Source organism: Chitinophaga tropicalis (assembly GCF_009758205.1).
In the GTDB taxonomy this organism is placed as follows: domain Bacteria; phylum Bacteroidota; class Bacteroidia; order Chitinophagales; family Chitinophagaceae; genus Chitinophaga; species Chitinophaga tropicalis.
In genome coordinates this window covers 181,031-196,960 of record NZ_WRXN01000003.1, presented here as the reverse complement: position 1 = coordinate 196,960, position 15,930 = coordinate 181,031, and the positions used below count along the sequence as shown (strand labels likewise).

Below are 15,930 nucleotides of genomic sequence, written 5' to 3'. Positions count from 1 at the left end.
CACTTCGAAGAGATCGCTCCTGTCATTCTGGATTTTTTAAAGAGAAAGATCATTTAAAAGATAGAGTTCTTTTATCACTTACAACACTCCTTTCTTTAATTGGTCTGCTGCATAGCTGGCAGCACGTGCAGTTAACGACATATAGAGAATAGAAGGGCTCTGATTACCGGTACTGGTCATACAGGCGCCATCCGTTACAAACACATTCCTGCAAAGGTGCAACTGGTTCCACTCATTAAGCAGGGAACTGGCAGGGTCCTTTCCCATGCGCACACCACCCATTTCATGAATATCAAGCCCCGGTGGCTGATGATTATCGCTCACCCGGATATTCTTCGCGCCGGCGGCTTCCAGCATAGCTCTGCCCTGTTCAAGAAAATCCTTCACCATTTTATCGTCATTCTCATCATAATCAACAGATGTGATCAGTAAAGGAATACCCCATTCATCTTTTTTATCTTTGCTCAGCCTTACATGATTGCTTTCCTTTGGTATAGTTTCTCCCTGCATATACATGTAAGCGCCCCATTTTCCCGGTTGACTGATAGCCTCTTTGAACGAAGCGCCCAGGGGAGCAGGGATATTACGATCGCTTAACCTCTCTCTGTATGCGGCACTGAAAATCACATATCCCCCCACAAAGTCAGTATCCTGTTTATACACGTTCCTGAAATTCGGAATAATACATTCTGCCGGCTTTGACACTTTATAGTACTTATCTTCAAAGCCATCAAATTCACCACTCATGCCCGCCCTGTAATTGTGAAAGCAGATATACTTCCCCAGCAACCCGTTATCATTCCCCAATCCTTTCGGGAAACGGCGGGACACAGAATTAAGCAGGATCAGATTTGTATTCAATGCGGAGGCATTCAGGAAGATCACCTTTGCATGAAACACAATTTCCTTCTTTGTTTTGGCATCAATCACTTTTACACCTGTTGCCCCGCCGGATGCTTCATCGTAAATAACAGAATGTACAACAGAATGAGGGCGTACTGTAAGATTACCCGTTTTCTCAGCCCACGGCAACGTAGAGGAATTAGAACTGAAATACCCGCCAAACGGGCAACCACGCATACATAAATTCCTGCTCAGGCATTGCCTGTTCTGTTCTTTATGTACTTCCCGCGGCTGTGTAACCTGCGCCCATCTGCCTGATTCGTAGTGCCGGTTAAATTTTTCGGCCAGCACCTGTTGCAGATGCTCTTCCACACAATTTAATTCAAAGGCAGGCAGGAACTCACCATCCGGCATAGTGGGTATGCCGGCTTTTGTTCCGCAAACACCAATAAATTTCTCTACATGACTATACCAGGGAGCAATATCATCATAGCCAATAGGCCATTCTATCCCATAACCGTACCTGTGGGGTGCTGTAAAGTCCATTTCACTCCAGCGCGCGCAGGCACGCCCCCAGATCAAAGATTTTCCACCAACCTGGTACCCTCTTATCCATTCAAACGGTTTCTCCTGGATATAGGGATGATCTGCATCTTTCACAAAAAAATGTGCAGTAGATGCATCATAACCCGCAGCCCTGCTTATATAGGGATTGGCTTCCAGCACACTTTTAGGCAACGCGCCCCTGTATTTAAACTCCCATACAGGAGTATTGGCAGTAGGATAGTCTTTTATATGCCTAACATCCCTGCCCCGCTCCAGCACCAGCGTTTTCAATCCTTTCTCACACAATTCCTTTGCAGCCCAGCCGCCACTGATACCACTGCCCACAACTATTGCATCGAATGATGTTCTCTCATCCTGTTCTTCCATTTCGGCCATACGTAATAACTGTTTTTAATTTGAGATATTAAGCCTCATTACCTGGCCAGCTTGTACATTCTCACATAATCCACCTCCATGGCAGAAGGAAAAACACTTTCATCAATTCCTTCCTTGCCACCCCAGTTACCGCCTACAGCTATATTCAGCAACAGGAAGAATTTCTTATCAAATGGCCATTCAGCATAAGTTTTATGCTCGTTCGCCACGTGGTAGTAAACCTTATTATCCAATAGAAAAGTAATAGCATCCGGCGTCCATTCTACTGTATAGATATGAAACTGATCATATGGATTGCTGATGAATACCCCCTTTGTCTTTTGCGTTCCAATAACGTGGTTATAGGATTTGCTGTGCAGGCTACCGAAAATACTATCCTTCATATATCCCACATGCTCCATTACATCTATTTCTCCACTGGCCGGCCATCCTCCGTATTTATTTTCCGTTGGCAGCATCCATATGGCGGGCCACAGTCCGCGCCCCTTCGGCAGCCTGGCTCTCACCTCCAGTTTGCCATATTTCCAATCACCCTTATACTGTGTAACCAGCCTGGCAGAAGTATATTTATTCTCACCTTCTCCCGTATTCCGGGCAGTGATGTACAGGATACCATCTTTCACATTGGCATTACCGGTATCCGCATTGGTGTAGTGCTGGAGTTCATTGTTACCCCAGCCGGACCGGCCGGTCTGGTAACTCCACCTGCTGCTGTCAGGAAGGCCATTGTAATTAAACTCATCTTTCCAGGCCAGTATCCATTTCTTCTTGCTTTTAGATGCCTGCGCCTGCACTACTCCACACCACATGCACCCGGTCAGGATGCATGTGGTAATTTTAAACAAAACACTGATCTTCATTATAAATTTATTTAAGCTTTGGGTTTACATCTTCCTGGGCCTGCGGAATGGGAATATAGTCACTTGGGCCCTTTACGAATCCTGGTAATACAGCAGCTGCCTGATCAGTTCTCAACAGGTCGTTGAACCGCTCTCCCCACCACTCGCAGATCAGCTCTGCATGGCGCTCTTCCAGCAATTGCTGTAAAGTTACCTGCGACAATGGCGCCAGCTTCACACGTTGTCTCACTTCATTTACCTGCGCATCTCCGTTCTGACCTTTGCGTATCTTCGCTTCCGCATTCATTAACAACACCTCTGCATAACGCATAACCCTGATATTGTTATTCGCGCCATAGTAATCTACCCTGTCAGGGGTCATCTGAGAGCGTGGGAAATACGACTTGCCATTGAAATATTTCTTCCTGGACGCATTACCGGAAACGGTATCTCCATCCGGAGTAACGGCATATGTAGCAGGATCGCCGTTCACACCACAATACTGGATAGTGGTTTTTAAACGGATGCTGTCGTTGCGGGATTTAAGAAAATCCACCGCCTTTTGTGTTGGCACCATCCATCCTGGTCCCGTAATTACGCTGCTGTAAGTATTTTCAGGTCCCTGGAAAAAGAAGAAATTCCCCCATTCTTCACCTGGTCCGCCGGAAATAACTATATCACCGGTTGATTTACCGAAGTCGGAATACTGCAGTTCCAGCAGCGATTCATTGCACATTTTCCCGGGTTTCTTAAACAACTGGTAGTAATCAGCAAACAGGGAGAACTTACCGCTGTTGATGATCTGGTTTGTACTCTCCAGCACTACATCCCAGTAAGCGCTTCCATTATCATTACCCGCCAGGTCCATAGCTGCTTTGGCTTTCAGCATCAACGCAGTGTATTTTGTAACGCTTCCTACGCGTTTGGCAGCGGCAGGGCTGGCATCTTCCAGGTTAGCAATACAGAAATCCATTTCTTCTATGATATGCTTCTTTACGTCTTCAATACTGCTCTTGGAAGCATCTCCCAGGGTGGTGGGATCATTGCTCTCTATTCCCAGGATGGGAACAGCGCCAAAGGTCCTGCAAAGCCAGAAGTGCGCAAGCGCGCGGAAATAGCGTACCTCAGCCTGGTACTGGGCGAGGAGTTTGAGATTGGCAGCATCACTGGCAGATATATTCTTCCCGAACTTCTCCAGCTCATCCAGGGCACTGTTTGCCCCCAGCACAACACTGTACATGCTGATCCACATATCATTGATGCCCCAGTAGCTTTTCACCGTCACATCACTCTGATAATTATGAATGGCAACCTGTCCGGCATCATCATTACCCGGTTCTATATCATCACTACGCTCCGATCTGATAGCCACGCTGATCCACTTCGCAAAAGTACCGCTGGCCGCAGTTCTGTACACGCCAGACACTGGCTGATACATAAGCGACAGGTCTTTATAATCTATATTGGTAGCCTGGGCCTGGTTCTCCAGCGGGCGGTCCAGGAACTTGGAGCAACCGCTGAACATCAGGATAATCAGGGCCAGGAGTAATATATTGTTTCTCATGAATTCATTTTTATTTTTCTTCAATAAATATTAAGGCATTCAGACTTCCGGGATATTCCTAGAAAGTAGCCCTGACACCTAAACTGTAAGAGGATGATACCGGGTATACGTTTGAGTCGTAGCCGGATACGGAGTAACCTGCAGAAGTATTGGTACCAACTTCAGGAGTGAAGCCATTATACTTTGTGAAAATGAACGGTCTGTCAGCAGTGGCAAACACACGCATCGCAACAGGCGCTACTTTGCCCACATTGAAATTATATCCAAGCTGGATGTTCTGTACACGCAGATAGGCGCCGCTTTCCACAAAGAATGAATTGCTCACCTTGAACCAACCCTGACCTATAGCATAAGCTGATGGATATTTGTTCGTTGATCCCGGACCAGTCCAGAGATTGCTGGCAAATTTCTCATCCAGGTTCAGAGAGGTAGACGCTTTGTAAAGACGTCCCCTGTTAAGGTTTAAGATCTTATTACCTGATACACCCTGAAATGCAGCGCTGAAGTCAAATTTTTTGTAGGTCAGCCCGATGTTGAACCCATAAGTGATTTTTGGCAGATAGCTGCCCATGTTGATACGGTCTTTGTCGTCCAGGACGCCATCGCCGTTTTGGTCCTTATATTTCGGGAAGCCCGGTAAAATGGGTGATGAAGACGACTGGTTATAGTTGGCTGCAATCGGGTCCTTATCAACTTCCTGCTGGGTCTGATATACACCTGTAAATTCATAGCCGTAGAAGTAGTTGATCGGCTGCCCTACCACCGTGCGGTTAGGGAATTCAGCCGTCCACTCAGGAAACCCACTGGTAGAACTTGGCAGCGAACCCAGGCTGGTCACCTTATTTTTCAGGGTAGACATATTCGCGCCGATCTGGTATCCCAGCTCACCAATTTTATCGTTCCAGCTAAGAGACACATCCCAGCCACTGTTTACCATATCAGCCCAGTTGCCGTAAATAGTGGTATAAGTAAATGGGAATGGCCTGTAGAAAGCTGCTTTGGTAGTTTTCCTGTTATAATAGTCCACAGAGCCACTTAATTTTCCTCTCACCATTTCAAAATCAATACCTCCATCCCACTCTGTAACAACCTCCCAGGAAATATTCGTGTAAAATCTGTTCACTGTATAACCGGGAATATATTGCCCGCTGGCGCCTGCAGTACTTCCAAAAACGGCAGAGGTGCTGTTGCCGGTCTTCACTACGGCATATCCTGCATTTGCATTTACACCGTCGTTACCCAGTTGTCCCCAGCTTCCCCTGAGCTTCAGGAAATCAAAGATCTTCTGATCTCTCATAAACGCTTCCTTACTGATCACCCATCCCAGGCCTACAGAAGGAAAATACCCCCATTTCGTCTGGTACTTCGAGCTGCCATCTGCACGGAAAGTGGCGGTCAGCAGGTATTTATTATCATAATCATAAGTACCACGGGTAAAGAAGGAGATCCCTGCATTGCGGGTACCATTTTCACCATAATATGCTGCATTTGGAGTACCCTGGCTGGCATACCATGCTTCTTTAACATTTGGTACGTTGTCAGCGCCGGCCCAGGTCTGGCGCCATCTTTCCTCCCTGGTGGATTGTCCGAGCAACAGGCTCCAGTGACTGGCGCCCCTGCTGTCCCTGTATGTAAGGAGGTTATCGAGAATGTAATTGGTAGTACGCTCCTGTGTGGAAGTCAGATGCGACACCGTGGAACCAGGCCCGGGCCCCAGGTTCATCTGCGGACGGTACTGCGTACCCAGGAGAGAACCATACACCTGGCTCAACTGGGACTTAAAGGTGATTTTATTCCGCCAGAAACTTGCTTCAACAAACAACGTTGGCAGGATCTGGAATCCCTTGGAATTGTTATAATTATAATAAGCAGTGGCCATCGGGTTCTTATCGTCCGATCTTCCTATTACAGAAGCTGCCGTGAATTTCACGGGAAACGCATTCACGTTGGTACTGTCGTACACCGGGAACAGCGGACTGGCAGTATAGGCATCCAGGAATGCTGAATTATTGGGACTATTCGTAATGGTATTATTGAATACAGCGGAAAAACCAACCTTCAGCCATTCAGTTGGCTTGGCCTCCAGTTGCACACGCCCATTGTACCTTTTAAAATCATTCACAGCATTGAGAATACCATTCTGGTAGGTGTAATTAAGACCTACGGAATAGGTCACCTTTTCACCACCACCCTGTATATCTATACCATGGTTGGTTATAAGCGCACTTTTCCTCAGAATAACATCATACCAGTCTGTACTGGTGGAAGGATTAAGTCCGCTGCCGCCAAATTTCTGCACTGACAACAGAACCGTGCCGCTGTCGGCGGTAGACTTCCTTCCCAGGGAAAACGCCGTATACTGCTCCCCGTTAGCCATTTTCAGCACGTTAACCGGCTTCTGTATACCAACATAGGCATTATAGGTGATACGCGGCTTCATATTGAGCTTACCCTTCTTTGTAGTGATCAGTACTACCCCATTGGCAGCCCGCACCCCATAAATGGCGGCGGCAGATGCATCTTTAAGAATAGACATTTCCGCAATGTCATTCGGGTTCAGGAAGCTGATGTCGCTGACAAACATTCCGTCCACCACGTATAACGGGTTCTCATTATTAAATGACCCTACTCCCCTGATCCGCACATTGGGCGAACTGCCGGGAGCACCGTTGGTAACTACCTGCACACCAGGCACACTACCCTGTATGGCCTCCATAGGGTTGGCAGTAGTTCGCTTTAGCATGGATTCTGTGTTTACAGTCGAAATGGGAGCAGTAAGGTCTCCTTTCTTCTGCGTACCGTAACCTACTACCACTACTTCATCCAGTTTGGTCCTGGAGGTGGTGAGATGAATGCTCATATTCCCAGGCGTTATCGCAATCACCTGGCTTTCAAAGCCTACAGCAGACACTGCAATAGAATCTGCACCGGCCGGAGCAGACAAGCTGAAAGTACCGGCCTCGCCGGTTATCGTACCAATAGAGGTACCTTTTACACCAATTGTTGCTCCGATTACAGGCGCATTTTTATCATCGGTAACAGTACCTTTGACAATTCTGCTTTGTGCGTGGATTTTTAGATGAGTAATAACGGAGAGGACAAATAGTATAAAAATTCTCAGGAATTTTTTTTTCATACGTAAAATTTAGTTTTTGGTCTCATACCCGATAGGGGATCGTGGAAAACAAATGTAGGTTCGTCGAAAAGAAAATATTAAGAAAATACCCCTACAATACCTCATCATATTGAGCAATTCTCTATTTTTATATCATTCATGACTACTACAATACTACTACAACACATGTAGTACCCACATTATGACTAGGATTCTGCGTATTATTCTGACATTCTGTGCCCTGTTAGGAATAACTGACCTCCCAATATATGCGCAGGATGGATTGGGTATCCCTGCTGTAATTAATTACACCAAATCAGACTACAGGGGTGGCAGCCAGACATGGGGAATAAGTCAGGATACCCAAAAGAGGATGTACTTTGCCAACAATGATGGCTTGCTGACCTTTGACGGCAGTCACTGGCAACTGTTCCCATTACCCAACAACACCATTATACGGTCGCTGGCCATCAGTCCCGCTGGCAGAATTTACGTTGGTGGTCAGGATGAAATAGGCTTTTTTTCACCATCTCAGGATGGTACGCTCACTTACACATCTCTTAAAGACAAGGTCCCTCAGCAGTATCATAAATTTGCAGACATCTGGAATATCGCCCTGGTTGATAATAACGTCTATTTTCAGACGGACGACCGGATATTTGAGTACAATGAAAAATCCATACAGGTACATGAGGCCAGGTCAAAATGGACTTTTCTTGGCAGAGGCGCCGGTAAAATTTATGCCGCCGACAATATCGGCGGACTGATGGAACTCAACGGAGGCCAGTGGACCCCGGTAAAAGAGGGTAACAAACTCGCAGGTATACTGATTGCCGGTATGCTTTCCATGGGGAAAGACAGTATATATATAATTACCAGGACAAAAGGCATCTATCTTCTGAATAATGGTTCCATCACACCGCATCAAAGCGGCAACGGCCTGGGTAATTACTATATCAATAGCGCTGCTAAGATCAGCAATGCAGAATTCGTAATCGCCACTTCTTCTGCTGGCTGCCAGGTAATTAATATTAATAACAATACCAGGACCAGCTATTCAGGTGAAACAGGACTGCAGAATAACAATGTTATAAGTGTTTACCTGGATGCCAATCATAACCTGTGGACAGGCCTTAACAGCGGTATCAGTTATATTACCAGGAATTCACCCATCAGGTACCTGAACATCGCTAAATCAAATAATGTATCCGGTTATTCCGTCCGCATACATGATAACAATATTTATGTAGCTACCTCCAACGGGTTGTACTACTCTCCGTTAACTGATCCCAACAATTTCACAGGAGATAACTTTTCGCTGGTAAAAAATACCGGCCACTTCGAAGCATGGAACCTGGCCGTAGTAAACGGGCAGCTGCTTCTCGGCAATGATAATGGCGCTTATGTAGTACAGGGTAATGTAACCAGGCCAATTTCAACAGGCGCAGGAAGCTGGGTGTTCCTGCCCACCTCCACAGTGCTCCCGGCCGAAGATATTATTGTGGGCACCTATTTCGGACTAAAACGGCTGCATTACGAAAACAATACGTTTACAGACCTTGGAAAGATCCAAGGTACTACAGACTCCTACCGGTTCCTGACAACAGACAACAATGGAGATATCTGGGCTTCCCACCCTTATCGCGGCATTTACAGGTTCAACCTCGCACAAGACAAGAAAACTTACAACTGCCACCTTTACACCATCCACCACGGGTTGCCATCAACCATAAATAATTTTGTCTTTAAAATAAGAAACCAGGTCATATTTGCCACCACACAGGGCCTGTATGAATTTGACCACAACACGAACAGGTTCATACCTTCCGGGTTTCTCTCCGCTGTTTTTAAAGGCTTAAAAGTGAGATACCTCACAGAAGATAAAGACAGCGACATCTGGTTCTGCACTGAAAAAGGCATGGGAGTAGTTCATTTCACATCTGCCGGTTCCACTAACAATTACGCAGTCACCTATTTTCCGGAACTGGATAAAGAATTACTACCTGGCTTCGATAATATTTACCCATACAACAAGGAAAATATCTTTATCGGCTCCGTCAGGGGAGTGATCCGTCTTGACTATAAAAAATATACCTCAGGAAGACCCGCTGTCACTGTATTACTGGGCCAGGTGAAAGCAATAGGTAAGAAAGACAGTGTTATGGCCGGAAGCTTCCTGCAAACTATCCCCGGAACAGGTCCGGCAATGACATATCTCCCTGGTGGATACAACTCTCTCCACATCGAATATAGTTCGCCGGCGTACGAATTCCAGCAGAATATTGAATACAGCTACCAGCTGGAAGGTTATAGGGATGAATGGTCCGGCTGGGATACCAGGTCTGAAAAAGATTTCTCCAATCTGCCGGACGGAAAATATACGTTCAAAGTAAAAGCCAGAGATAATCAGCAGAATGAATCAGCCGTTGTTTCCTACAGCTTTACCATAGCCGCCCCCTGGTACAAAAGCTTCTGGGCAATTGCCGGATACATCTGCATCTTTGCAGGACTGAGTTATTTCCTGTACAGGCAACACCGCAAAAAACTTGCCTCACTGCAGCAAAAACATGAGGAAGAACTGAAAAGACAAGCATATATCCACCACCTGGAAAAAGAGAAGAACGAAAAAGAAATTATCAGGATGCAGAATGAAAAGCTGGCCCAGGAAGTGCTGCTCAAGAAAAAGGAGCTCGCAAATACCAGCATGCATCTGATGGAAAAAGAAGATACTATTATTAAAATAAAGGAAAAAGTTGACCGTCTCAAAACAGAGGCTGACAATGATGATATTAAGAGCATTACCGACCTTATTAAGGACACAGAAAAACTGAATGCAAACTGGGACCAGTTCGCCGCCCGGTTCGATGAATTGAACGACGGATTCCTGAATAAGCTCAGGAAGAAATATCCGCAGCTTACAAATTCAGATCTGAAAGTCTGCTCCTATATAAAACTCAATCTCTCTAATAAAGAGATGGCCCAGATACTGAATATCTCCGTACGTGGCGTAGAAGTCAGCCGATACAGGATAAGAAAGAAAATAGGCCTGCAAACCAGTGAGTCATTAAGTAGCTTTCTAAATCAGATATAAATTACGGTAAGCGTGATCGATCTTGCACCTTTAAATTATTTTTGCTCCATGAGAAAGATAATACTAAACTTAGCTACAACATTAGACGGCTTTATCCACGTACACGGAACAATTAACCTATTAAAACCCAAATAATATGAAACGCAGAAAATTCCTCCAATCTTCGCTTGTGGCAGCTGCAGGTGCAGCAGTAACGATCACTCCGGCAATAGCGGGCCATAAGTCTCCGGCACAAAAGGAAATATACGAATGGCGTGAATATGAAATACGCTTCGGTTCCGATCTGGCACAACTGGAAAATTATTTTAAGACAGCCCTTATTCCCGCATTGAATAAATATGGAGTAAAAAAGGTCGGTGTCTTTAAAGAATGGAGACAATCGGAACCAGCTAAAGTCTACTTACTGACGCCTTATTCTTCTCTTGATGAATACCTGTCCGTAAATACAAAAGTAAAAACAGACACAGACTATATTAAGAACAGCGCTGCATATAACAGCATACCGGCTGATAAACCCGTATACAATCGCTTCACCTCTTCCCTGATGATTGCCTTTGATGGCTTTCCTGCAATGGTCGCCCCTTCAGCTGGGCCACGGATCTTTGAACTAAGAACATATGAAGGCTATAGTGAAGAGGCCGTAAGAAGAAAAATAAAAATGTTCAATGACGGAGAGTTTCCCATTTTTAAACGAGCGAAACTGAATCCTGTATTCTTTGGAGAAGTGATTGCCGGCGACAAGCTACCTCGCCTTACTTATATGCTCACATGCAATAACATGGAAGAACGGGATAAAGGATGGTCTGCTTTCGTAGCCGATCCTGAATGGAAAAAACTAATAGCAGATCCCCAGTATGCAAATACTATTTCTAAGATCAGTAACACCTTTTTAGTCCCAACATCATATTCGCAGGTATAGTAGGGACGAACTCAACAAAAAACATGTCAACCAATTGTTACTGTGCTACCGTTTGCACCTGGGTATTTCTTCTCCGGTGGACAACTAAATGGGGTTGATCATTGTAATAATAAGGTAAACCAAACCATTCTTGTTATGAAAAACAAACATGTACTTGCCATGACGGCTTTTGCGCTCACTGGCATTGTCTCCTTCTCTTCCTGCGATAACAATGATGACAACAACCTCATACTCTCGTTCGAGATCCCACTCAGCACTAAAATGGAGAATCCGGCGCCTGCTGGCAGATCTGAAACAGGTTTACTGACCATGCAGCTTAAAGCAGATAATACTCTCGACTATACTTTCAGGGTAGACAACCTCGCCTCCGGCGACGCGCTTACCATGGCCCACTTCCATACGGGCGATCCCGTAACCAACGGCCCTGTCATTGTTCCATTCCCATCATGGACAGGCAATACCAGCAGCGGCACACTCACACTGAGACAATCGTTTGCAGACAGCCTGAAGAACCGGAGTAATGACATCTATTTCAACGTTCACTCCACTCAATACCCCGCAGGACTGGTACGCGGTACAGTAAACAGCGATCTCGTGTTGGCAGAAACTATAAATATGTCCGGTGCAAACGAGGTACCTCCGGTAGTGACCACCGCTACTGGCGTCGCTTTGCTCCGTCTTACTGTAGACAGGAAGCTGTATTCTAAGGTAACAGTAACAGATCTCCCCGCGGGCGATGCACTCACCATGGCACATATCCACCGTGGCGCTACCGGTGCAAATGGAGATGTGCTCGTATCCCTCTGTGCTACAGCGGCTGACTTCGGAATGTCCAAAATGACACAGTTGGACGAAGCTACTGCCAACCCCCTGCGCACAGAAGCATTATATGTGAATGCACACTCCACCATCTGGCCCAACGGTATAATACGGGGGCAGATACGTTAACTGCCCGTATCGGTTTTTTCATAAGAAAGGGACAACCTCGTTTATCCCTTCCAATTCTTATAGCTAAGCTCTACGTCCTGGCACATCAGCTTAGGAACAATTGTAGACAAATTCATAATCTCTGATAATGCTTTTATCAAGGCTGTTGCCAACATGGCATGCTTCAACCAGACAATTGGCAATATCTGTACGATCTTAAATTCAGGCCCCTGGGTTCAGATACAAGTTAATATCATTTGATTATCAGCTAAAATAGACTTATAGGAATGTGAGGATTCTTCATAGCTTCATACATTATTATCAAATAATGTACTATCAATCCAAACACCTTGAATTTTAAATATTTAGCCGATAAAAATATGGTTTTACAGGTAGATCGATATAAGGTTACTGACGAAAATTACGCAAAAACAAAAATGTGCAAAGTATTCATGCGTGTCATCTTGTTTGTGTTTATTCTGATCGGGGGCATTAACTCCGCTCAGGCACAAAATGGAGACCAGATACTGGATGGGATCGGAGAAACCGAAATGATCGCACGCTATGTCTTTAACGGAGACCTCAAAGACTGGTCCCGGAATAATTTGCACGCCAGGTCCCGGAGCAACGAAGTCAAATTTGTCAATGACGATAGGTTTGGAAAAGTTTTGTCGCTCCCTGGAACTGACAACGCTTTTATTACGCTACCCGGAGAAGCATTGTCAGATATGGAATCGCTCAGTATATCAGGATGGATATACCTGCGTTCTAAGCAACCCGGCCAGCACTTTTTCGATTTCGGAAAAGATGCCGGCAAACATTTTTTTGCGGCCCCTGTTGGAACAAGTACGCAGGAAGGCTACCAGGCGTTGATAACAGCGGAAAAAGGTAATAAGAACGGCGCTGTTTCTCCGGCTATTGAAGTGAATAAGTGGGTTCATCTTGCCATAGTGATAGATATTCCTTCAAAATCTATGATCACCTATGTGGATAGTAAACCTGTAGGTGAGACCAAGGATATTCCTGCTGAGTTAACAACCGTATTCGGCCAGCAAAAACTGCTCTATATCGGGAAGTCGCTGCTACCGGGAGATCCTTATCTCAATGCCATGATACATGATTTCCGTATCTATCGCGTTGCCCTGAGCAGAAGACAGGTTGCCGGGATCTTTGACAATTCCCGGAAAGGCATTAATGAAGGCTCAGTGAATACAACAGGTAAGCGTGAAGATGATCTTCCTCATTTTCCTCCAACCGAAGCACAGCTGTATAATAGCTATTTAGTTCATGTATCCGATGTGGAAGTGGAAACAGAAGTAGGAAATTTACCACGACTACCTGCTTATGTACAGGGAACTTACCGCAATGGTATAATAGGTCCGGAGGTACGTGTGCTTTGGCCCGCTCCGGTCGATAATAGCACCGTTCTCACCCCCGGACGCTATGCCATTACAGGGCGTGTTGCTGGAACAGATTTTCAACCAAAGGCATTCGTCACGGTAAAAAAGTCCGGCAAATCAGCTACACCAGGTTTAAAGCTGGAGACGTTTAATTTGGGCCAGGTGTCTCTGAAAACCGATTCTCATGGCCATGCAACCCAGTTTATCGAAAATCGCGATAAATTTATCAGTACACTGGCAACAACCGACCCTAACTCCTTTCTCTATATGTTCCGTCACGCTTTTGGCCTGAAACAACCTGAAGGTGCAAAGCCATTGGACGTATGGGACAGCAAGGACACTAAATTAAGGGGACATGCTACCGGTCACTACCTTACCGCTATTGCACAGGCTTATGCCAGCACAGGATATGACAAGGCGCTTCAGGCCAATTTCTCCCAAAAAATGGAGTATATGGTCAATACGCTCTATGAGTTATCACAATTGTCCGGAAAGCCGAAAGAAGCAGGTGGGCCCAATGTATCCGATCCTGCAGCCGTGCCATATGGTCCCGGAAAATCAGGTTATGATTCAGACCTGAGCGATGAAGGCATCCGTACCGATTATTGGAACTGGGGAAAAGGATTCATCAGCGCTTATCCCCCGGACCAATTTATTATGCTGGAACACGGAGCTAAGTACGGCGGACAGAAAACCCAGGTATGGGCGCCATACTATACCCTGCATAAAATCCTGGCCGGCTTAATGGATGTATATGAAGTGAGCGGTAATAAAAAAGCCCTTGAAATAGCTACCGGCATGAGTGACTGGGTTTATACCCGCCTGAGCCGGTTGCCGGAGGATACCCTCATAAAGATGTGGAATACTTACATCGCCGGAGAATTTGGAGGTATGAATGAGGCAATGGCCCGTCTGTACCGGATTACGGGCGAACAGAAATACCTGAAAACAGCACAGTTATTTGATAATATCAGGGTGTTCTTTGGCGATACCGCCCATTCCCATGGGTTGGCCAAAAATGTAGATATTTTCCGTGGCCTGCATGCCAATCAGCATATACCGCAAATTGTAGGTAGCATCGAAATGTACCGGGCCTCCAATAACCCGGAATATTACAAAGTGGCCGATAACTTCTGGTATAAGGCTGTCAATGACTATATGTACAGCATCGGAGGAGTGGCAGGTGCACGTAATCCCGCCAATGCGGAATGCTTTATCAGCCAGCCGTCAACATTGTATGAAAACGGCTTCTCTTCCGGCGGACAAAACGAAACCTGTGCCACATACAATATGCTGAAATTGACCACAGACCTGTTCCTCTTCAATCAGCGGGCAGAGTTAATGGATTATTACGAACGTGCATTGTACAATCACATTCTCGCTTCCGTAGCGAAAGATAATCCTGCCAATACCTATCACGTACCGCTCAGACCAGGGTCTATCAAACAATTTGGTAATCCTGATATGACCGGCTTTACATGTTGTAACGGTACATCAATAGAGAGCAATACCAAACTGCAGAATTCAATTTACTTTAAAAGCAAGGATAACCAGGCGCTTTACGTCAATCTGTACATTCCCTCCACACTACAATGGACGGAGCGCCAGGTAACGGTAGAACAAACAACAAATTTCCCGAATGAAGACAATACCCGCCTGACTATTAAGGGTAGCGGAAAATTTGATATCAATGTACGGGTACCAGGCTGGGCTACCAAAGGCTTCTTTGTGAAGATCAACGGTAAAGAACAAACGCTTCAGGCTAAGCCAGGCAGTTACCTGAAAATAAGCCGTCAATGGAAAGATGGCGATATTATAGAATTGAAGATGCCTTTCCAGTTCCACCTGGATCCGGTGATGGACCAGCAGAACATAGCCAGCCTGTTTTACGGACCAGTATTACTGGCTGCCCAGGAGCCAGAAGCAAGAAAAGATTGGCGTAAAATAACCCTGGATGCTGAAGATATAAGTAAGTCAATTAAAGGAAATCCTCAGCAGCTGGAATTCACCATTGATGGTGTTGTTTTCAAACCATTTTATGAAACATACGGGCGTCATTCTGTTTACCTGGATGTTAAGTTAAAATAAGCCATTCAGCTTAAAAGAAGAACCCGTGCAATGTAGTGCACGGGCTTTCCTTCTCTAGTGGCCCCTGATATGAAAACCTTGAACCACATTATGCAATTGGCTGATTTGGGTGACACTCAATAAAATATAGGAAAAGTCTGAGATTGATTGTTGGGTTACTTATATAAAAAAACACTATCCCGGCTTGATTGAGATAGCGTCT

8 protein-coding genes are annotated in these 15,930 nt (G+C 45.5%); 4 read left to right on the top strand and 4 right to left on the bottom strand.

Annotation, left to right across the window (positions count from 1 at the left end; genetic code table 11):
* Positions 1-78 precede the first annotated feature (78 nt).
* Genes GO493_RS08935 through GO493_RS08920 form a run of 4 tightly spaced genes read right to left on the bottom strand, consistent with a single transcriptional unit; the run spans position 79 to position 7,324 of the window.
* Entirely contained in the window at positions 79-1,785 is a 1,707-nt protein-coding gene (locus GO493_RS08935) for a GMC oxidoreductase (protein ID WP_157305802.1), read from the bottom strand.
* Positions 1,786-1,823: 38 nt separating this feature from the next.
* A complete protein-coding gene (locus GO493_RS08930) occupies positions 1,824-2,645 on the bottom strand; it encodes a glycoside hydrolase family 16 protein (RefSeq protein WP_157305801.1) in 822 nt (273 codons plus the stop codon).
* Between the two features lie 7 nt (positions 2,646-2,652).
* Positions 2,653-4,188, bottom strand: a complete 1,536-nt coding sequence (locus GO493_RS08925; protein ID WP_157305800.1) for a RagB/SusD family nutrient uptake outer membrane protein — start codon at positions 4,186-4,188, stop codon at positions 2,653-2,655.
* 58 nt (positions 4,189-4,246) lie between these two features.
* Positions 4,247-7,324 carry a SusC/RagA family TonB-linked outer membrane protein gene (locus tag GO493_RS08920; protein ID WP_157305799.1) on the bottom strand — a complete coding sequence of 1,026 codons (3,078 nt, stop codon included), beginning with the start codon at positions 7,322-7,324 and terminating at the stop codon, positions 4,247-4,249.
* 181 nt (positions 7,325-7,505) lie between these two features.
* On the opposite strand from GO493_RS08920, the gene GO493_RS08915 reads away from it, so the two are divergent.
* The 4 genes from GO493_RS08915 (at position 7,506) to GO493_RS08900 (ending at position 15,728) form a co-directional block, all read left to right on the top strand.
* A complete protein-coding gene (locus tag GO493_RS08915; protein ID WP_157305798.1) occupies positions 7,506-10,394 on the top strand; it encodes a ligand-binding sensor domain-containing protein in 2,889 nt (962 codons plus the stop codon).
* A 136-nt stretch (positions 10,395-10,530) separates the two neighbouring features.
* Entirely contained in the window at positions 10,531-11,313 is a 783-nt protein-coding gene (locus tag GO493_RS08910) for an NIPSNAP family protein (protein ID WP_157305797.1), read from the top strand.
* Positions 11,314-11,448: 135 nt separating this feature from the next.
* Positions 11,449-12,261 carry a CHRD domain-containing protein gene (locus GO493_RS08905; RefSeq protein ID WP_157305796.1) on the top strand — a complete coding sequence of 271 codons (813 nt, stop codon included), beginning with the start codon at positions 11,449-11,451 and terminating at the stop codon, positions 12,259-12,261.
* Between the two features lie 431 nt (positions 12,262-12,692).
* Positions 12,693-15,728 carry a beta-L-arabinofuranosidase domain-containing protein gene (locus GO493_RS08900; protein WP_232538796.1) on the top strand — a complete coding sequence of 1,012 codons (3,036 nt, stop codon included), beginning with the start codon at positions 12,693-12,695 and terminating at the stop codon, positions 15,726-15,728.
* The last annotated feature ends 202 nt before the right edge of the window (positions 15,729-15,930 follow it).